Source organism: Rectinema subterraneum, assembly GCA_009768935.1.
In the GTDB taxonomy this organism is placed as follows: Bacteria; Spirochaetota; Spirochaetia; order Treponematales; family Rectinemataceae; genus Rectinema; species Rectinema subterraneum.
In genome coordinates, this window is record WESA01000020.1 from 24,223 (window position 1) to 44,606 (window position 20,384).

Annotated in this window: 18 protein-coding genes; 13 read left to right on the forward strand and 5 right to left on the reverse strand. The window is 53.0% G+C overall.

Annotation, left to right across the window (positions count from 1 at the left end):
- Position 1: 1 nt before the first annotated feature.
- The 4 genes from GAP13_RS06705 (at position 2) to GAP13_RS06720 (ending at position 3,858) form a co-directional block, all read left to right on the forward strand.
- Positions 2-913: an ABC transporter permease gene (locus GAP13_RS06705; RefSeq protein ID WP_222126174.1), complete on the forward strand. Its 912-nt coding sequence runs from the start codon at positions 2-4 to the stop codon at positions 911-913.
- Entirely contained in the window at positions 910-2,244 is a 1,335-nt protein-coding gene (locus tag GAP13_RS06710) for an amidohydrolase family protein (protein WP_158907466.1), read from the forward strand. Before GAP13_RS06705 ends, GAP13_RS06710 begins: the two co-directional genes overlap by 4 nt.
- A 61-nt stretch (positions 2,245-2,305) precedes the next feature.
- A complete protein-coding gene (locus GAP13_RS06715) occupies positions 2,306-3,091 on the forward strand; it encodes a nucleoside phosphorylase (RefSeq protein WP_158907468.1) in 786 nt (261 codons plus the stop codon).
- A 14-nt stretch (positions 3,092-3,105) separates the two neighbouring features.
- Complete coding sequence (locus tag GAP13_RS06720; protein WP_158907470.1) at positions 3,106-3,858, forward strand: GntR family transcriptional regulator; 753 nt, start codon at positions 3,106-3,108, stop codon at positions 3,856-3,858.
- 4 nt (positions 3,859-3,862) lie between these two features.
- Here the strand turns inward: GAP13_RS06720 and GAP13_RS06725 are convergent, their stop codons facing one another.
- Genes GAP13_RS06725 through GAP13_RS06735 form a run of 3 tightly spaced genes read right to left on the reverse strand, consistent with a single transcriptional unit; the run spans position 3,863 to position 6,746 of the window.
- Complete coding sequence (locus GAP13_RS06725) at positions 3,863-4,702, reverse strand: lysophospholipid acyltransferase family protein (RefSeq protein ID WP_158907472.1); 840 nt, start codon at positions 4,700-4,702, stop codon at positions 3,863-3,865.
- Complete coding sequence (locus GAP13_RS06730; RefSeq protein ID WP_158907475.1) at positions 4,699-5,838, reverse strand: glycosyltransferase family 2 protein; 1,140 nt, start codon at positions 5,836-5,838, stop codon at positions 4,699-4,701. The genes GAP13_RS06725 and GAP13_RS06730 overlap by 4 nt, the downstream gene beginning before the upstream one ends.
- On the reverse strand, positions 5,835-6,746 hold the full coding sequence (locus GAP13_RS06735; protein WP_158907477.1) for a hypothetical protein: 912 nt from the start codon (positions 6,744-6,746) through the stop codon (positions 5,835-5,837). Before GAP13_RS06735 ends, GAP13_RS06730 begins: the two co-directional genes overlap by 4 nt.
- A 105-nt stretch (positions 6,747-6,851) precedes the next feature.
- On the opposite strand from GAP13_RS06735, the gene GAP13_RS06740 reads away from it, so the two are divergent.
- The 7 genes from GAP13_RS06740 to GAP13_RS06765 all read left to right on the forward strand — a co-directional run bounded on the left by GAP13_RS06740 (position 6,852) and on the right by GAP13_RS06765 (position 13,829).
- On the forward strand, positions 6,852-8,174 hold the full coding sequence (locus GAP13_RS06740) for a carcinine hydrolase/isopenicillin-N N-acyltransferase family protein (protein ID WP_158907479.1): 1,323 nt from the start codon (positions 6,852-6,854) through the stop codon (positions 8,172-8,174).
- A gap of 2 nt (positions 8,175-8,176) precedes the next feature.
- Positions 8,177-8,830, forward strand: a complete 654-nt coding sequence (locus GAP13_RS06745) for a hypothetical protein (RefSeq protein ID WP_158907481.1) — start codon at positions 8,177-8,179, stop codon at positions 8,828-8,830.
- A 59-nt stretch (positions 8,831-8,889) separates the two neighbouring features.
- On the forward strand, positions 8,890-10,575 hold the full coding sequence (ggt, locus tag GAP13_RS06750) for a gamma-glutamyltransferase (RefSeq protein ID WP_158907483.1): 1,686 nt from the start codon (positions 8,890-8,892) through the stop codon (positions 10,573-10,575).
- Between the two features lie 99 nt (positions 10,576-10,674).
- On the forward strand, positions 10,675-11,247 hold the full coding sequence (locus GAP13_RS06755; RefSeq protein WP_158907486.1) for a DUF6305 family protein: 573 nt from the start codon (positions 10,675-10,677) through the stop codon (positions 11,245-11,247).
- An 11-nt stretch (positions 11,248-11,258) separates the two neighbouring features.
- Positions 11,259-12,530, forward strand: coding sequence for a TRAP transporter large permease subunit (locus GAP13_RS06760; protein ID WP_158907488.1), 1,272 nt, complete (start codon positions 11,259-11,261; stop codon positions 12,528-12,530).
- Positions 12,531-12,540: 10 nt separating this feature from the next.
- Positions 12,541-12,684: a hypothetical protein gene (locus GAP13_RS13020; RefSeq protein WP_186338829.1), complete on the forward strand. Its 144-nt coding sequence runs from the start codon at positions 12,541-12,543 to the stop codon at positions 12,682-12,684.
- 8 nt (positions 12,685-12,692) lie between these two features.
- Positions 12,693-13,829 carry a M14 family metallopeptidase gene (locus GAP13_RS06765; protein ID WP_158907490.1) on the forward strand — a complete coding sequence of 379 codons (1,137 nt, stop codon included), beginning with the start codon at positions 12,693-12,695 and terminating at the stop codon, positions 13,827-13,829.
- A 142-nt stretch (positions 13,830-13,971) separates the two neighbouring features.
- Here GAP13_RS06765 and GAP13_RS06770 read toward each other — a convergent pair whose 3' ends face one another.
- Positions 13,972-16,425 (reverse strand): plasma-membrane proton-efflux P-type ATPase, encoded by a 2,454-nt coding sequence (locus GAP13_RS06770; protein ID WP_158907492.1) that lies wholly within the window; start codon positions 16,423-16,425, stop codon positions 13,972-13,974.
- A gap of 2 nt (positions 16,426-16,427) precedes the next feature.
- Positions 16,428-17,411: a potassium channel beta subunit family protein gene (locus tag GAP13_RS06775; protein ID WP_241864305.1), complete on the reverse strand. Its 984-nt coding sequence runs from the start codon at positions 17,409-17,411 to the stop codon at positions 16,428-16,430.
- Between the two features lie 115 nt (positions 17,412-17,526).
- Here GAP13_RS06775 and GAP13_RS06780 point away from each other — a divergent pair, with 115 nt between their 5' ends.
- Both GAP13_RS06780 and GAP13_RS06785 read left to right on the forward strand, forming a co-directional pair.
- Complete coding sequence (locus GAP13_RS06780; protein ID WP_158907496.1) at positions 17,527-18,771, forward strand: exonuclease SbcCD subunit D; 1,245 nt, start codon at positions 17,527-17,529, stop codon at positions 18,769-18,771.
- The coding region (locus tag GAP13_RS06785; RefSeq protein WP_158907498.1) for an AAA family ATPase at positions 18,768-20,384 on the forward strand (1,617 nt) is incomplete at its 3' end. The genes GAP13_RS06780 and GAP13_RS06785, both read left to right, overlap by 4 nt.

The following is a 20,384-nucleotide window of genomic DNA, read 5'->3' on the forward strand; positions in this document are numbered from 1 at the left end:
TATGGCAACAATGATGTTTGTTGTGAATATGTTAACGATGACGTTCAGGTTAGCGGTACCGATTGCGCTTGCTTCGATTGGGGTTTCCATATCTGAAAGAGCCGGGATAATCAATCTCGGTATTGAGGGAATAATGCTTTTGGGGGCACTTGGCGGCGCGGTAGGGTCATATGTATTCAGCAATGCATGGATGGGCATATTGCTGGCGCTAATCACGGGCATCGCGATTGGTGTTCTGTATGCGTTTTTTGTCCTGAAATTCGAAGCAAACCAATCAGTGATCGGCATTGGTTTGAATATAATCGCAAGCGGTCTGACTGTCGTCATAGTAAAGTTCATATGGAAAAAAGAGGGAATTTCAGGAATCGTCACTCAAATGTCCACATATTCCGTTCCATTTTTACGCAATATTCCCGTGATAGGAGCTTTTTTCACTGATCAGTCACCTTTCATTCTGCTTACCCTCTTAATAGCGCTTGCGTGCTCGTATGGAATGTGGAGAACGAAAATCGGCCTTCGGCTGCAGGCCATTGGAGAAAATCCGCTTGCTGCAGCAACTGCTGGCATACCTGTAGCCAGGTATCGTACAGGGGCAATTGTCGTCGGCAGCTCTCTGGCGGCACTTGGCGGAGCCTATCTTTCCATTGTGCACAGCAATCTGTTTGTGAGCAATATGGTGGCCGGAAGGGGATTCATCGCAATAGCCGCCAATATTCTTGGTGGATGGAATCCTATGGGCTCATTGCTGGCGAGTTTGCTGTTTGCGTTTGCCCAGGCATTGCGTTTCCAGTTCTCTGCAGTACATTTCCCGGACCAGATCAGCCAGATTATTCCCTATGTCATCACTTTGCTTGTGCTTGTCGGCGTGGGAAGAAAGACGAGAGCGCCGGCAAAGCTGGGAGTTCTCGAATGAGCCGCATATTTCTGCGCCATGGCATTGTACTCACCATTGATGACTGCGATGCCTATTACCCTGATGGATGTATTGTCATCGAACATGAAAAATTGATCTTTGTCGGCGAAGATGCGCAGCATCCTGGGATACATCCTGAAGATTCAGTACTCGATATGCGTGGAAAGCTCATAATGCCCGGTTTGATCAACACGCATGTGCATTCTCATTCCCCCTTATTCCGCAATTTCGGAGAAGATGTACCGCTACAGGTTTGGCTCAATGACATTATGTGGCCAGCTGAATCACACATGACGGAAGAGCACGCATACTATGCCGCGCTGCATACGTGCCTGGAATTCATTTCGAGCGGCGTCACAACGTTTGCCGATCAGTTCTATTTTGCCGATGCGGTAGCAAGGGCTGTCGAAAAAAGTGGATTGAGGGCTTTTCTCTGTTCAAGCATATTTGAAAACGGAAAAAGCGAACGTGGGCAGACAGTGCAGACTGCGGCAGATTTTATTGCGGCATGGAAAGGCAGAAATCCGCTGATTACTCCAGGATTGGGTCCCCATGCCCCTTACAGTGTCTCGGCTGAACAGTGGCGAAGCATTGTTGCATTGTCGCAGGCAACGCATACGCTGATTCACACACATATCTCGGAAACAAAAACAGAAAATCGGAAAAGTTTTGCAGAAAAAGGGGAAAGCCCCACGAAATGGCTCGAGAGTCTCGGAGTTTTCAGCTGCCCGACTCTGGCAGCGCATTGCATTTATTTGTCAGATGAAGATATTGCAGTTTTTAGGAACCATAATGTGCATGTAAGCTACAATCCCGTAAGCAATCTGAAGCTGGTTTCGGGGATTATGCCATATTTGAAACTGAAAACTGCAGGTGTACAGATATCGCTGGGGACAGATGGCGCCCAGAGCAACAACACCCTGGATTTGCTGCAGGACCTGAAATTGGCCGTGCTGATTCAAAAACAGAAGGAAAATGATCCTGCTTTCTTTTCGGTATTTGACGCTGTCCGGCTTGTGACTATTGAAGGAGCAAAAGCATTGGGTCTGGATTCTGTTATCGGTACGCTTGAAGCCGGAAAACAGGCCGACCTTATCGCGCTCGATATACAGCAGCCTCATCTGCAGCCGCTCCATACCGATTCGATACAGATGCTCTATACGATGCTTGTATATTGTGCCTCGGGAAAGGACGTAACCGATGCGATGGTGCAGGGGACATGGCTCATGAAGGACAGAGAAATCCTGACACTCGATGTTCATTCTGTTTTGCACAATACGGCTGATATCTCGGAGCAGCTTCGCAAAAAAGCGGGACTGACCGGGGACTGATGCAGATATGTATTTTCGTCATTGTATAATGACGAACAGAATATGAGAGAGGAGATGCCAAATGGCTCTGGATAAGAATGCGATTACAAAAAACACAAAGCAATACCACATTGAGCTGAATGTAGGAGATATCGGGGAATATGTGCTTTTGCCGGGCGATCCTGCGCGAAGTGACAGAGTAGCCAAATACCTCGATGATGCGAAACTGATGGCAAACCACAGGGAACATCGAACTTTCACCGGCTATTACAAAGGCATAAAAGTCAGCGTTACTTCCACAGGAATGGGCTGCCCTTCTACCGCAATAGCAGCAGAAGAGCTCATTCATATAGGCGCCAGACATCTGATCCGTATCGGGAGTTCAGCCGCATTGAGGCCGGATATCAAAATCGGAGATCTTCTCATTACCACTGCCGCGATGAAAAACGAAGGCACTTCGAAATTCTATGTTCCGGAGAATTTCCCTGCTGTCCCCGATTTTGAATTCACTCATTTGCTGATTGATGTAGCAAAGGAAATGACATCCGGCAGCGATAAAAGAGTATTTGCTGGTATAAGCAGTACCGATGACGCTTTTTATGGAGAGACGCCGGAGTTCATCAAGAAGCTTCAGGATCTTAAGATTCAGAATATCGAAATGGAAGCATCGGCCCTTTTTACAATCGGCCACTTGCGTGATGTCGTGACTGCGTGCATATGCGGCGCTTCGGGCAATCTGACAACAGGCGAAGTCATTTATACCACGGAAAATTACAAGCTCGCGGAAGCATGGGATCTTGAAATCAGGGTTGTGCTGGAGGCAATTTACAGAAATGAGCAGAGAAAAAAATCTGATGTTCGTATGTAAGGACTGGCTGCGTCATGAACAATGAAGAATCCCTCAAGTTCAGGGAAACAAAAAAACCGCTGTATGTCGAAATCTATGAAAAGCTTTTTCAATTCATTGAGGAGAGGAATTTTCATGAAGGAGACAGGCTGCCTGGTGAAAACAGCCTCGCATCGGAATTGGGGGTAAGCCGGACTACACTAAGACAGGCGCTTGTCCTAATGACGGAAGACGGGGTGATTCACAGGATTCATGGCAAAGGGAATTTTATTGCAAATCTTGCGCCAAGAAATCTGGCAGGACTGGAAAATATCGCGAATCCCGTCAAAGCCTTCACGACAGTTCCTGTTGATGAAATCAATATTGATATGCGATTTGAAGCAGCCAGTGAATATGTCATGAAGCTTTTTGGATACGAGAAAAGCAAAGTGGTTATGGCTTCAGATCGCTGGTACAGGTCTGGCCCCCGCCTGATCGCATGCTGTTTCGCCTTTTCGGACCTTGATGTAATTTCGAGCCACAATATAGATATTCAGGATGCTGAAATAGTCAAAGCATTTCTGGAGAAGCAGGTTTACGAATTGTCTTCTGTTTCTCTGAATCACATCAATATTACTAATCGGAAGGAGTTCTCCAACATAAACATAAAAATGGATTCCAATACGCTCATATTGCTGAGCGAGACACTGTATTCTTCAGAAAATAAAATACTGACGCATAACAAATATTATCTGGATCCGTTGTATTTCGATATAGTTGCCAATGGTCGTCATATAAATCGAATCTAGAATTCTAGTCATTCACCCCCTTGATCCGCGGCATAGGCCCGCGGTAGAGCGACTTGTCGCCGCTGCAGCGTTCGATTTCCGCCTGCATGAGGTCTTGGACCTGATTCGAGAATCTGATGGCCCTGGCAAGGGTTTCATGAGCGGTGGCTCCGCAAGCAGGCGGCTGGATGGGGTTCAAAACATGCACCGTCACCTGAATGCGGCTCGACTTCTGTCCCCTGAACGTTGAGTGTCCTGCGCGCTTTTTGAGCACGGTGACGATGGGCACGACCGGCGCGCCAAATTTTATTGCGAAGTAGAACGCCCCGCCTTTGAAGGGATAGATGTTTTGATTACCGAGGAAGCACTCGCCCTCAGGATAGAAGTGAATGAGACCGCGTGTAGAAAGCGCATGTGCGACAGCTTGTTCAATATCATTCAATCGAGCTCTGTTCCTGGGAAGGGGAATGCCGCCGAGCAAGCGTACAAAGGACCCCAGTACCGGCGCCTCGCATGTCTCTTCGAGGAGGGTGAAAAAAGTGCGCCGCGGGAAAATTGCAAGCCCATGGAAGAGGGGGTCGAGCGGCATGCAGTGGTTGCTGACAAGGATTGCAGGGGAGGGAAGCTTGGGCGGCACGCTCGCTGTGGGCGATGTGCGCGTGGCGTTGGGCGTATTCAAGCGGCTGGGCGAGCCTTCATCCATGCCTGCGCTTGATGTGGCGTCGCAGCCCCGCCCTATTTTGATGCGATAGAAAGCTTTGCTGATCGGCCAGCCCACCAGAGCGATAAGCGCAATGAGAATATCCCAGATGAGACGCGAAAAAGGAGTATCGTTTGTGAGCGGCGCGCCTTTTCGGTATCTCATATGACCTTTCTGCCTTTCCACTCGACACCGCCTTCTTTGCGAACCTGCCTGTAGCCACTCCAGAGTGCCGAGAGGGCGTTTACAAAAATGAGTGGATAGATAAACGGCACATATGCCGGCAGTCTTCGGTCGATTGCCTCAAGAATCCATGTGTACAAGGTCAGAATTGCCGAAGCCTTGAGGAAGGGAACAGCCGGCCCGAGCCATGGGATGTTTATAAACCAGACGATAATCGGCACAAAAAAGACAAGCGGCACCGCAACCGTGCCCAGAAAGAGGAACAGGGTATTTTTGCCGAGATAATCATAGGCATTTTTTGCGATTCCCTGTATTGCTCCTCTGTAATCGTTATACATGCGGCATTCTACCGACATCCTCAAATCAACGAATGCGATTCTGCCCCCTTGCTGCTTGACAATGTTTGCCATTTTGACATCTTCGGTCGCCTGTTTTCGAACAGGCTCATAGCCGCCAATCTTCTCGAAAAATGCCCGTCTGAACAGCATGAATTGGCCGATGGCATGGCTGATTTTGGATGATTTAACAAGGGGAATGAGGTAAAGCGGCATAGCGAGCATAGTCAAAATATAAATCGATGGTTCAACCGAGGCTTCGGCAAAAGTAGGCATGACATGGTGTACATACCCCGTGACGAGATCAGCCTTATATCGCTCTGCAACGGCTATCGCTCTGCCGATGGAATCCGGCTTGTGCACCGTATCTGCATCGGTGCAGAGCATATATTCCTCTTCGACATGACCAGAAAGCTCCTGCAATGCATGCGGCTTGCCGTACCAGCCTTCCGGCAGGGGCTCAGCTCGGAATGCCTTGAATTTCCGCGGATAGCGCTGCATGTAGCTTTTGAGGATTTCCCATGTTTCGTCGGTGGAATTGTCGTCGATGACATAGATTTGGTACGAACGGTAGTTCTGCTTGAGGAGCGAGTCGAGGCAGGGGCGTATCCGCAAGGCTTCGTTGCGCGCAGGTACAAGTACTGCGACTGAGGGGCCTGATTCTTTTGGCTCGATGGATTGGGTATGCACCAGCCAGAAAATATTTGACACTGTCACAAAAAAGAAGAAAATGCATGCGGCAAAAATGATAATACCATATGCGGTCAATAGTGCGATGCTCATTGTGATAGTTTCTCCAATTCGCTTTTTGCGTAATTATTTTCAGGATATAGCTCGAGCGCAGCTCTGAACCACCAGGCCGCATGTTCGGACAGTTTGAGGTTTGCATACGCGGTTGCAATGCCTACACGCAGATCGAAGAGCACATCGCGCTGAACTCCCCCTTCACACAGCAGCACAATACCTGCGTACATCTCGAGGGCTTTTTTGTAATTTCCGCCCCAAATGGGCGGCGGGTAGGCAAGCGCGCTCGCTTTGAGCAATAGGGCTTTGATGTTGTGCGGGTCCGATTCGAGCGCTTTGCTGGCATACTGGCCGATTTTGGGGCCGTTGGCGAGGAGAAACCCCAGGTCTTTGAGAATACTGAGCTCGCCTAGCGGCTCAGCCAGTACTATCAGCGAAGTCGGTGTTTCGCCAGAAATATCGATGACTGAGCGCGCAGCCGAAACCGCCTGCTCGAACCAGGGAACAGCTTGTTTCTTATTCTTGTGGTCATTCCAGGAACGCCCAGCAAGGTACGCGATGCGTGCATTCATGAGAGAGCGATCCGTATGGGAGAACGGTGCTCCAGCGACAATTTTAAGGAGGCTGGCTGCCCTGGCATCGATCGTTTCGGGCGGAACATTGTTGTAGACATCATCCCGCAGACCCAGGAATGCTTTGATCGCGTCAGCGCTCAATTCCTGCGGAAAAGCAACGCCAGGCAAAAGCTCCTGCTTAGGGGACAGAGCTCCGGCGGAAGGAAACTGAAAATTGCCCACTGAGGAGGGATTCTGGGGAGGGGCCAGAAACGCGCTCTGTGCAGGGGCTTGCTGTGCCCCTGTATAATATCCATTCAGCAACAACAAAACAAAGGCCATTGCAGATGCTAACTGGCCCACTTTCTGGCGGCGGCTGTGTAGAACGCGCATTGGCTTTAAGAATATCAGACTTTATCGCTTGCGTGAATATTTAATGTTGATATACCATTCATTTGTTGGTCTGCGCCATTTGCAGACCAAGGAGGAGCCCGCCTCATGTGCGATACTGTCATTCTCATGGACAACTCTGGCAAGCCAGCCTTTTTTGGAAAGAATAGCGACAGGCATCCAGAAGAGCCGCAAGCGCTTTTGTACATTTCAGAGCGCGCACCCTCGACCGTCATGTTGAGAGAGGGGGTCGAGTACCAAGATAAAGGATTTGCGTTGCTTCTTTCGAAGCCCTCATGGATGGCAGGCGGCGAAATGGGCGTGAACAGCCAGGGGCTCTCCATCGGGAACGAAGCGGTTTTTTCGCGCTTCAAGCCCGATGAGCATGGCATTTTGGGTATGGATATCCTCAGAGCCGCGCTATCGGCATGTGCAAGCGCCAAAGAAGCACTAGATTTTATTACTTCTTTTATAGAGAAATATGGGCAGGGCGGGAATGGCGCGTATAAAGGCAAGCTTATCTACAACAACAGTTTCCTTGCTGCCGATCCCCAGGAAGCTTACATTATCGAAACCGCCGGCAAGCGCTGGGCATGGCGAAGCGCAATGGTCGCCGATGCGATTTCGAATGCATACTGCATCGAAGACGACTACAAGCGCCTCGATATGCAGACTCGCAAGGAAATCGCTCCTGTCAATGAGCGCGCAGCGTGTTCGGACGAATCAGACCCCGGCCGCAAGGGCAAGCGCAATTCCTGGAAAGCGCACGTTGAGGACCGCAAGTATCTCTTTTTTACCAAAGGTGAACAGCGACGCTCAAGCTCGCTTGGTGGGCTCATGCGCATCGCTGCGGAAAGAGCGAGCAGCGCGCAGACCGAAGCGCAGAACGAGGCGCAGTCCGAGCCGAAGGCGCAACTTGAAAAAATATTTTCTCTCCTGCGATCCCACGAAGGAGCGACAAAACCCGGGCCATTTCTTAGTCGAATGAAAAATCTCTGCGTCCATCCGGGCCTTTTCCCGCAGAGTGCGACGACCGCCTCGATGGTTGTGGAGTACCTGCCCGGAGGAGCACTCGTATGGCATACCGACAGCTCGTACCCCTGCATTTCGCTCTATAAGCCAGTGCTCCTGAAAGATGGGCGCTTTTATTCGCTCTGGAAGCCTTTCTGCGCTGAAAACAAAGCCGAAGAACGGTATGCTTCATGGAATTCGCACAGACAATGGGCTGTCAAATCAGGCCATCTGCAGCTTTCTGCAAAGGAAGATTTTGCCCTATCGCGGGATGCGGCGCAAGCGTCTATTATTCGCATCGCCCAGCAGGCTTTCGATTCGGTTTCCAGAGAAAAAGGCTCGCCTGAGCGCATAAGCTCAGTCTATGCGAATGAAGTTGCTGCGATTGTGGGCGAGTGGGAGAAACGCTGGGGAAATTGACCATGGATCGCACGCGCCCTTCTTCTCTTGTCATTCTGCTTTTTATTTTGAGCATTATTCTGGCGGTGGCCACAGTGGCGGTTACGCGCATTATCGAACATTCGCGGCCTGATGTCCGTGCGCAATTCACCATTTATCTTGAAAAACTCCAGCCGCAGTCGATGCTGGTAGCCGCGACAACACAAGAGCGCTACAGCGCCTCGAAGGAATTCACGGCAAAACTGCTCGCCATTTTCAAGATCAAGGCCAAAATTCGCCTGAGCGCGCTTGCGGATGTAACGTACGTGATTTCGGCCGCGGATCCTTCTGCATGGTCAGCTCGATGGGATCCGAAAAAGCGGATACTGTCGATTTCGACACCGCCACCCGATTGCCTTTTGCCTGCTGTGCATACAGATACAATCGAAATTGTGTCCGAAAACGCAAATCTGCTCACCAACACCATATTCCGCCTCAAGGAAGAAGCAGCGCGCATGCAGAGCGAGCTTTCGAATGACCTCATGGTTCATGCAAAAGCGAGCCTGGATGAGCCACAAGTCCTTCAATCGATCGAAGATGGTGTGCGCCGGTTTGCGCTTGTCTTTTGCGAAAGCGCACACATTGGAAAGCCTGTTGCAATTGACATACAATTAGCGCCAAGATTGACAGAACGATAAAACTGTAAGAAAATACATAAATCATATATTTTTCTGAAGGAAAATAAATGGAGGCGCACATGAAAAAACTTGCGTTTGTGTTTGTGTTGTTCGTGGCAGCGCTGAGCGCGCTGTCTGCGCAGCTGCCGGTCAATCTCTATGGCCGCGCGGCCTCGGGACCGAATGGAGTGGTCGCTGCAGCAAAGCCTGAAGCATCCCAGGTTGGCATTGATATCCTGAAAAAAGGCGGCAATGCGGTTGATGCAGCGGTTGCTACCGGGTTTGCTCTCGGCGTACTCGAGCCGAATGCATCCGGCGTTGGCGGCGGCGGATTCATGATTATCAAAATGAAAGACATGACTGAGCCGGTCGTCATCGATTTCCGCGAAATGGCACCGTCAAAATCGACTCCGACCATGTATCTCGGTGCTGATGGCAAAGTTGTTCCGAACTCGACCATCGAGGGCGGACTTGCTGTCGGAGTTCCCGGCGAGGTTAAGGGCCTTCTGTATGCGCTCGAGCACTACGGTTCGGGTAAATTGAGCCGCGCGGATATCATCCAGCCCGCCATTCAGTGGGCGCTTACAGGCGTTCCGGTTACGGTCAACCTTGCTTCGATTATCAAGGACAACTATGGCAAACTGGTCAAGTACGAAAACGGTGCGCAGATTTACCTGAAAGACGGGCTTCCTTATGAAGTAGGCGATGTCATCTACAATCCCGATCTCGCAAAGACGCTCGCGAAGATCGTAAAGGAAGGAGCTGACGCCGTATACAAAGGCGAAATTGCCGAAGCCATCGTCAAGGAAATCCAGAAACGCGGCGGGATCCTCACGCTCGAAGATCTTGCGAACTATGAAGTAAAGATCCGCAAGCCAGTTGAAGGAAGCTATCGTGGCTACAAAGTATATTCGGTACCGCCTGCTTCCTCTGGCGGCACGCACCTCATCGAGATTCTCAACATTCTCGAAAACTTCGATGTGAAAAAACTGGGATTCCAGACTGCACAGTCTGCACACCTGTGGTCCGAAATTCTCAAGCTGACCTTTGCGGATCGCTCCAAGTACATGGCTGACACCGAGTTTGTCAAAGTACCGCTCGCAGGGCTCACCAGCAAGGAATACGCAAAGGAGCAGGCAGCCAGAATCGATCTGAACAAGCCCCTCGCTCCAGTCACAGCAGGCGACCCATGGAAGTATGAATCAGGCTCGACCACCCACTTCTCCGTGATGGACAAAGAAGGGAATATGGTCGCAGTGACCAAGACTATCAATTACTTCTTCGGCTCTGGCGTTACGATCCCCGGCTGGGGCTTTATCATGAACGACGAGATGGATGACTTTGTGGCCACTCCTGGCTCGGTCAATTCTGTCGAACCCGGAAAGCGCCCACTCTCCAGCATGAGCCCGACGCTCGTGCTCGATCCGCAAGGACGTTCGTTCATGACGATCGGCTCGCCCGGCGCGACCCGCATTTTCCCGACGGTAGCCCAGGTCATCTCGAATGTCATCGATTTTGGATTCCCGATTCAGGAAGCTATTTTGGCTCCTCGCGTGTGGCAGGGAGCCTCGGGCGCCCTCAACATCGAAGGGCGCTACCCGGCCAGCGCACTGGATGGGATCAAGAAGCTGGGTCATGATGTCACTATCCGTGGCGATTGGGATGCCTATTTCGGCGGCGTACACGCGGTCGTGTACGACTACGACAAGGGCGTGCTCTATGGCGGAGCGGACCCAAGGCGTGATGGGCAGGCCGCGGCGTTCTAATGTATAATTGGCAGACAGCGCAAACTGCCTGCTTCGCTTCAGCGAGCATTCAGCCGGCTGCCTCATGGGGCCGGCTGTTTTTCAAGAAAGGGGTTTTCTATGAAACGTTCTCGTTCTGTATTGCTTCTGGTGGCAGCCGTTATTGCGGTCCTTGCGCCGCTTTCGCTTGCTGCGTACAACTTGAAAGCGCCGTTCGCCTCGCAACCTGCTTTGCTCACTTCAATTGGGCAGAGCGCAGATGTCGAGATGGCAAAAGCAATTATCAACAGACTGAAAATCAGCTTTACCATGGATTCGCTGGTTAAGGCACAGGGGCTCGCGAGTTCGAATGCCAAAACACTCATTATTGTCATTGGCGGTTCCTCGAAAGGCCTGGGAGCTGCAGGTATCTCTGCAGATGCCGAGCTCGAACGCACCAAAGCGCTGCTTGCCGAAGCGAAAAAGCGCGGAATGAAGATAATTGGCCTGCACATCGGCGGCGAAGCGCGGCGCGGCGAACTCTCCGACCGCTTTATCAATGCGGCAGTGCCGTCATGCGATTATTTCATTGTAGTTGAAGACGGAAACAACGACGGTCTGTTCACGAAGCTCTGCGGGACGAAGATTCCCCTTGATGTCGTGCAGAAGATTTCCCAGGTCGGTGAGCCGCTTGCGGCCGCATTTCTGAAATAGCGAGGCAGATTGTGTCGCAGGAATTTCTGTTGTTTATCCTGATGGTAGGCGTGTTTGCAGCAGGCTGTTTCGCGCTCAAGTGGCCGGTTTCCGTGTCGATGCTGCTGGCTGCAGTGGCCGGCGCGCTCGCTGGTGGCGTGCAGAATCCGATTCGGCATCTTGTTGAAGGCACATTCGGATATGTCGATACGATACTGACGATTGCGACTGCGATGATGTTCATGACGGGGTTTCGGGATTCAGGGGCACTTGAGGCGCTGACCGCGGCGGTGATCCGGAAATTCAATAAACTGCCGGGTCTCCTCATGATCCTGCTCACCTTTGTCATTATGGTGCCGGGGATGATCACGGGCAGTTCGACCGCGTCGGTGTTGACGGCGGGAGCGGTGGTAGCGCCGATGTTCGCTTCGATGGGTATGTCCGCCCTCGATTCGGGAGCGCTTATTTCGATTGCGGCGATTTTGGGCATGATTGCGCCGCCTGTGAATATCCCCGCAATGATTATCGGCGGCGGCATCGACATGCCCTATGTCGGTTTTGAAATACCGCTCATTTTGCTTACATTTCCGCTGGCGATCGCGTTCGCGTTCTGGTTTGGCTGGAGGAATGTACGCAAAGTCGACCGCTCGAAAGTTGTGGAATCGCTCGATTTTTCGGCTTTGAACCAGTATGGCGCATGGCGGCTTTTCTCTCCGCTCATCCTCATTTTTGTGCTGATGATTCTCGACAAAACGGTGCCGCGCGTGTTCGGCCTCGGGATGCCCCTCATTTTTCTTTTGGGGACAGCGCTGACCTGGGTGACAGGGAAGCGTTTTGAGATTCTGAAATCGGCAAAAAAGGCGATTGAGGATGTACTGCCGGTGCTGGGGATTCTGGTTGGTGTCGGGATGTTCATTCAGATTATGACTGCAACCGGCGTGCGAGGGTTTATCGTTGTAAATGCGCTCTCGGTGCCGCCTGCGCTCCTGTATGTGATGATCGCCGTTTCGATTCCGCTGTTTGGAGCGATTTCGGCATTCGGGTCTTCAAGCGTGCTTGGTGTGCCGTTCATGCTCGCGCTGCTTGGCAAGGATCAGATTATCGCGGCGGCATCCCTTTCGCTCATTGCAGCACTTGGCGATTTTATGCCGCCTACCGCGCTCGCAGCAATTTTTGCGGCAAGAGTTGTCGGGCTGGAAAAATATGGCGGAGTACTCAAAAAGCTTGTTGTGCCCGGCCTGATTATCGCGGTGTACGGTATCCTGTTCATTCTGTTCTCGAAACAGATCAGAGCTTTGTACTAGGAGGGCGGTCATGTTCTATATCTATTTGGCTATATTGGCGATTGTGCTCGCCCTGACGGTCTGGGTGCTCTTCGATACGAAGAAGCTTTCTCTGCAGGTGACGGCGGCGATGGTGATCGTGCCGCTTTTGCTCAGACTTTTAATGATTAAATGAGGGCGGCCATGCAGAAACATACAATTAGCGCGATTATCTGCCTTGCGGGAGCGCTGGTGGCGGCCGCGATTGCCGGAGCGTCGTTCCTTGCCATGCGAAAACCGGATTTGATTGTGCGCGGGCCTGGCGTTACCGATGTAAAGATGCTCTCGGACTGGTTCCCTGGTCTGAAAGGAACGCCCGGCGATACCGAAGTGTATATATTGAAAGGCGCTGATGATGGCGCATCGATGCTCGTGCTGGGAGGTACCCACCCGAATGAGCCCGCAGGCCACATAGCTGCAATCATGCTCATCGAAAATGCTCAGCCGAAATCTGGGACGCTGTATGTGATACCGAGAGCAAACGCTTCAGGTTTTACAGCGAATGACCCGCAGGAGGGCGCGCCCCAGAGTTTTACTATTCAAACACCGAACGGTCCGCGCGTATTCCGCTATGGATCCCGGGCAACCAACCCCATTCACCAATGGCCTGACCCGAACGTCTACATTCATGCATCGTCCGGGCAAACCCTCTCCGGCAGCGAAACGCGCAACCTGAACCGCGGATACCCCGGTCGTCCCGACGGCACACTCACCGAACGTGTGTGCTACGGCATTGTCCAGCTCATCAAAAAAGAAAATGTGACAATTACGGTCGATCTGCACGAGGCTTCGCCTGAGTATCCGGTTATCAACGCGATCGTTGCGCACCCGAAAGCCATGCAGCTTGCTTCCGATATGGTGCTCGGCCTTGAAATGCAGGACATCAAGATCAGCTTGGAGCCATCGCCGGTCAATTTGCGCGGGCTGACGCACCGCGAACTCGGGGACTTCACAGACACGCTCCCGGTGCTCATGGAGACCGCGAATGCCTCCCAAGGACGGCTCAGGGGGCGGACTGACGAAGCCCTCGTCCTGACAGGGAAGGACAAGTGGTATGTGCGCGCCGAAAAACTCGGGCGCCTCTATGTTCCATACGACGAAAAGGGGCATCCGCTCGAGGAGCGCGTGGGGCGGCATGTAACTGCCATATCGGAGCTTATGAATTCATGGAATCTGGAGCATCCGGAAAAGCCGCTCGAATTTGAGGGACTTCCAGGATATGAGGATTTTCTGACAAAGGGCATCGGGGTGTTCCTGCTGCCGCTGCCTGCGAAAAATTAGCATTTGAGCGCGAGCAGCTTGATAAGAAAGCCGTCCGGACAGTCATATGACATTCATATGCATCCGGGCGGCTTTTTATTTCAAAGCAGGGCGGCCAGCAGTTCATTCAGCAGTTCTATCGAGCTTCGCGCGCGCCTCTGCTTCAATCCACATGGAAAAGCCTGAAAAATAGCCGCTTCGGGCAGTCAAGCATCGCCGTGAACACGAGTGAATAGGCGAGCGCAAGCGCTGTCTCTCTGGCTCCCAGCGCAGGGATGATAAAACCAAAAGCTCCCATGAGGAAAAAAATCGCCATCGTACTGCCCGTGCTCACCAAAAGAAGCGTGCCCGGCATCGAATCCCAGAAGCATCGCCGCTCGCGCACAATGAGTACGCGGAACTGGCTTGTAAAAATCAACGTGAGCAGAACAAAGGTCTGCATATGCCCGAAATCGAGCCGAAGCAGGTCCTGGCCAATAAAAATGCCGCCAATTCCTTGCGCAGCAAGCAAAAGTCCGATTGCGAGCGAGGCAAGCGTGATATTCTTCACTTTCCACTGGTTTGGCGCCTGGGCATCCTTCGCGTTGTCCGTTGCAAGGGACATCGTCACAAAATCATTCGCGAACACGAGAAGGCTCATGTCCAGCATCGAAAGGATCATGTTCCTGAACAGGAAAAAGCCGGCGACAAGCAGGCCCAGCACCTGCACGACCTTGGTGACCTTGTTGATGACCCAGGTGAGCATGCGCTGATACGTTCTTCTGCTGAGCCGGATCGCCTGGACAATGACACCCACGCCTTCCTGCGTGAGCACGACACTCGCGGAGGCTTTGGCGACATCTGCGGCATTGCTCACTGCAATCCCCATTTCGGCTTGTTTGAGCGCAGGGGCATCGTTGACGCCGTCGCCTGTCATGCCCACTATATAGCCGCTCTTTTGCAAAAGTTTGACAATGCGGTATTTGTCCTCGGGGAAAATCTCGGCAAAACCATCGATTTGCGCGACTTTGCGGGCCTGCGCGCCTTCATCCATGCCATCGAGTTCCTTGATGCTGATGATATTGGGGCCGATGCCTGCCTGAACCGAAATTTCCCTGGCGATGGCGAGGCTGTCGCCCGTCAGCATGATCGGTTTGACATTGAGTGCACGCAGGTCGGCGATCATCGCACGAGAATCGGAGCGGATGGGGTCGGCGAGCGCGAGGATGCCGATGAGTTCGGGCGGGCTCTCGGGTGCGGCGCCCTCACACGCGCGGGCTACCGCGATTGTCCGATACCCTTTTTGGGCAAAGAGCGCGACTTGTGCGTTGATGTCGCTCCTGGCGGATTCGCTGGTGGCCGAGCAGAGTTCGAGGATAATTGGTACGGCGCCTTTCAGCACATGGTAGCGAGAACCGGCGCATTCTATGACAGCCTCGGTGCGCCGCGTCGCCGGGCTGAACGGTGTAAAAGAAAGCTGAGCGCAGCCTTTTGTGGCAAGGCCGCGGGCGGCCGCCGCGTTCAGGATGGCGCTGTCGATCAGGTCCATGTTGTCCGCGCTCGAAGCAAGGGCGGCGATGCGCAATATGTCGTCCTCGCTGAAACCCGGCGACGCGGCGCTGCTGACGACACTCAACTTATTCTGCGTGATGGTTCCCGTCTTGTCGAAGCACACCACCGAAATCGAAGCCGCATCTTCGATCGCATCGAGGCGGGTGACGAGCGCTCCCTTTTCCGCCATCTGCGAGCCCGCGGCAGCCTGCACAATGGTGAGGACCGCTGGCAGCGCGACAGGGACCGCACCGATCAGGAACGTCACGATGAAGGAAAGAATCATCAAGAATGGAATATGCAAGACCAGCGCATAAATTCCTACAGCAAAAGAAGATACGATGCCGAGATACATCATGTATCTGACAATCGTGAGCATCACCTCTTCCTGGTGCGAAACCGGCTTGGCAATTTTGACGAGGCTGGCGGTCTTGCCGAAAAAAGTGTTGCCTCCGGTGTTCAGCACAAGGCAGGTGGCTTCACCCTGGCGCGCGATAGAGCTCGAGTACACGATGCTGTTTTCGCTCCGTTCCGCGGGCAGCGATTCTCCGGTCAGGGAGGATTCGTCCACCGAGAGATTGCCTCGCACGATTTTTACATCGGCCGGGACAATGTCGCCGAGCTTGACGAGGATAATGTCGCCGGGCACGAGCTCTATAGCATCGATAGTCTGCCAGTTCCTGTCGCGGAGCACGCGGGCGTTCACGGCAAGGCGCTTTTTCAGAAGCTCGAGCGCCTTTGAGGCATTTCGCTGGTGCATGAATCCAATCACGGCGTTGATCGAAAGAAGAAGAAAAATTATGACCGATTCGGTGACATGGCCCAGAAAAGCGGCGAGTACAATGGCAATTTCCAGAAGCCAGGGCATTGGTCCCCAGTAGCGCGACAGATACTGCGCAAGTGGATGCGTTTTCTTTTCTTCGATGGCGTTGAGGCCGAGCCGGGCGAGGCGGGCTGAGGCTTCGGAGCTGGCAAGGCCGTCCACTGAAGCGTTCAGTTTTGCGAGGGTCTCTTCAAGCGAAAGGGTTTTGAACGCCTCGGTAGAGTCACTGAAGGCCCCGGTGGACGGTTGCACGGCCTGTGCCATGGTCAGCTGCTCTTCTGTAGTATGGGCTCGAGCGCTTTGTCGATTTTTTGAAGGACATCCGGCGTGAGCTTGGGCAGGACATCGAGTGCGCCGAGGTTTTCCTCGAGCTGGGAGAGGCGGCTTGCGCCGGTGATGACGGTGCTCACGTTCGGGTTACGCGCAACCCAGGCGAGGGCGAGTTGGCTCATCGTGCAGCCAAGGGATTCGGCAATTGGGCGCAAATTCTCGATCGTCGCGATGACTTCATCGTGGTACCAGCGCTCCTGCAGCCATTCATAGCCTGGCAAGGCAAAGCGGGAATCTTTGGGTATGCCGTTTTTGTATTTGCCCGACAGGAGGCCCGAGGCGAGCGGGCTGAATGTGGTCAGGCCGAGGCCGATGCCTTCGTAGAGGCGGGCGAATTCCTTTTCGACTTTGGTGCGGACAAGGAGGCTGTATTGAGGCTGTTCCATCTGTGGTTTGCGCAGGTTGCGCTTGTCGGCGATTTCCCATGCTTCGCGAATCTGTTCTGCTGACCATTCGCTTGTGCCCCAATAGAGCGCTTTGCCGGAGGAAACAATATCGTGCATCGCCCAGACTGTCTCTTCGATGGGCGTTTCGGGGTCAGGTCGATGGCAGAAAAGAAGATCGACGTACTTCATGTCGAGTCGCTCGAGGCTCCCCTCAATGCCTTCAAGAAGGTATTTGCGGTTGAGCGTGTTCTTTTCATTTGGGCCTTCGTTGATGCCCCAGAAGAGCTTGGTCGACACGAGGTACGAGCCACGCCTAAGCCCGAGTTTGCGGAAGGCCTGGCCCATGATGGTTTCCGATTTGCCGGCTGAATAGACTTCGGCGTTATCGAAAAAGTTGATGCCATGGTCGTAGGCGAACTTGATCATCTGCGTGGCGGCTTCGGTGTCTACCTGTGAGCCATAGGTGACCCACGATCCGAGCGATAATACTGAAACTTTGATTCCTGCTGAACCCAATCGACGATAGAGCATCATGCGACTCCTTTTTTACAGTATTTCCGGGGGCGATTCTGCAAGATCCAAGCAGTCAAGCAGAATTGAGCCCTTTATGAAAACATACTACACTGACGTGCGAAAGGGAAGGTTTGCAATGGATGAACGTGCAGGAATATTCAAGATTCTCCATATATCGGACTTGCATCTCGGCAAGGGTCTGCGATCGCGCGATCTTGCTGAGGATCAGGCACATATTCTGAGCTCGATTGTCCGGGAGACAGCGAGACTGGCGCCTGACCTCGTGCTCATTGCGGGAGACATCTTCGACCGCAGCATTCCTTCGGAGAGCGCGCAGACCATGTTTGGGCGCTTTATGGCGGATTTGCGGCGGGCTCTGCCGTTTGACGGGCGAATTCTTGTGATTCCGGGGAACCATGACTCGGCGCGGCGTGTCGCGTTTGCCGCGGAACTGTTCGAAGCGGTCGGCATTCATCTTGTGAGTAATGTGCGGCCGGCACCGGCGCTGGTTCTGGAAAAAGGGGGGAAGCGGGCGGCGGTGTGGGCGCTGCCATTTGTGACGCATGGAGCATTCCATGAATTCAGGCGCACCTGGCTCGATGCCGCTGATGAATTTCCAGAAACCGGGGCCGGGAGGATGGCGGATCACATGGCGAGCATCATTGCAAACCTCCGTCCCCATTTTGCCGAGTATGACGTGAATGTGCTCGCGGCCCATTGCTATGTCTGCGGAGCTGAACTGTCCGAATCGGACAGCGCATTCATCGGGGGGACAGAGGCGGTGCCCGCTTCTTTGTTCGAGCCTTTCGACTATGTGGCGCTTGGACACCTGCACCGCATGCAAGCTCTGTTCCCGCATATGTGGTACTCGGGCGCGCCTATGGCGATGTCCTTCGGGGACGGAGGTTCGGACAAGAATTCAGATAAGGGCTTTTTGTGTGTCGAGATCGATGCAGCGAACGGACGTCTCACTGTTTCCCCTATCGCGCTCGAGCCCCTTCGCAAAATGAAGCGCGTGCGCGGCAGTTTTTCGGAATTGACAAAGGAGACGCCAGAGCCAGCCGATCAGGATTATATCGAAGTGGTTTTGACCGATACCGACCCTGTTTACAATGCCTTCAGCGAACTTGCCAAACGTTTTCCCAATCTTGCCGGCGTGCAGCAGGAAGCATTCCAGAAAATTGCTCTGGGAGGCGCCGGCGACAATTTGGGCCCGAGCGCACAATCTTGGCTCAGCCTCTCCCGGGAGCGCAATGTGCACGCAGCTGTGCTCGAAGATTTCCGGTCATTTGCAAAATACATTCTCGATGAAGAACCCGCTGAGGAATTGGTTGCAGCATTCGAAGCATTGATCGCAGAGATGGCGGAGGAACGCGAATGAGACCAATTCGACTGGCTTTTGAGCATTTCGGCCCATATGCCGAACGCCAGGATATCGATTTCAGCGCGCTTGAGGACTTCTTTCTCATCTACGGGAAAACGGGCTCTGGCAAGACTACTATTTTCGACGCCATAGCATACGCGCTCTACGGCGAAGCAATCGGGGGACGGAGCAATTTGGAGAGGGAATTCGCCTCCCGCTTTTCCTCTCAGGGCAGCAAGCCCTGGGTCGAGTTCGAGTTTTCTGCCTCATCAGCCCAATGGAAAGTGTACAGAAGCGTTCCTTATAAAAAGCAGAACCGCAAAGGGAAGGAAAGCGAAGCAGCAGCCGAGGCGGCGCTGTATCGAATGAATGAAGCCAGTAAAAGTTATGAGCTCGTTGCGGATCGCATCACTCCAGTAAATGAAGCGTTGCTTGACCTTTTGCGTCTGCGTGCGGATGAATTTTCGAAGATTGTGCTGCTGCCGCAAGGCGAATTCCAGGAATTTCTGGAGATGAAGACAAGCGACCGGGCGGCTATTCTCGAAAAGCTGTTCGATGTAAGCATGTATGAAAAGGCTACGGAAATGGCGCGCAGGAAGGTTGACCTGCTCTCTTCTTCATTGAGCGCAAAAAACGACGAGCTCGAGCGGCTTGCATCTGAGTTGGGGTCAGACCCCTTGGCGCGAATTGCCGCAATGCGCAAAGCCTTCGAAGGTTTCATAGCACAGATCGAAGAAACCAAGGAGAATGCCTCTCATCTTGATACCGAAATAGCTCAGATAAACGAGCGTATAGAGTTGTGGCAGGCTTTTATGTCTGCGCGGGCTGCCTTTATCGAGCTGGAGCATTCGAAACCCTCATTCAAAGCCAGAGCGGCATCGCTCGATGCGGCAAAAAATCTCGCAACTCTTGCAGGGCTCGCGCAAACCCTTCGCAGCCAGCATGAAGATTTTCTTGCAGTCCTGAAAGAAGCGCAGCGGGCAGGGACAGGGCTTGCAAAGTTGGAGAAAGCAAGGCTCGAGGTCGAGAGGGACAAGGAACGCTTGCCGGGGCTGAAAAACCGGCAGAACGAACTTCAGCGGACAGCGGCGTTGTATCAGCGCGCGCTCGACGCATGGCGTAGAAAAGAGGAAACAGCCCACAATCTCGACGAACTACAAAAAAGAATTAGCATTGCGCTTGATTCCTGCGTTGCTCGCGAACAAGAATTGGCTTTGACAAGAAAGCGCATATCGGAGTTTGAAGCGCTGCTCGCGAAGGAACCCGAAGCGCAAGCTCTCGCGCAGAACAATGCGGTAGCCATCGAGGCGCTCAAAAGGGCAGAGGGGCTGGCGAAGCAGTTGGAACATCTGAATTCGCAGCGCGCGCAAATCTTACGTGAAATTCAAACCACGGAAGATTTGCTCCTCACCGCCTCCCGAGACCTTGCATCCGCTGAGGAAGCCCGCTCTCGTCTGGAAGATGCATTTCGCCTCGCGCAGGCTGGAATACTCGCCGCAGCGCTCGAAGAAGGCGAACCCTGCCCCGTGTGTGGTTCACCTCATCATCCGCACCCGGCAAGCCTGCCTAACCACGCCCCCGATGAACAGACTGTTCGCCAAGCGCAGGATGCGGTCGAAACTCAAAAAGCC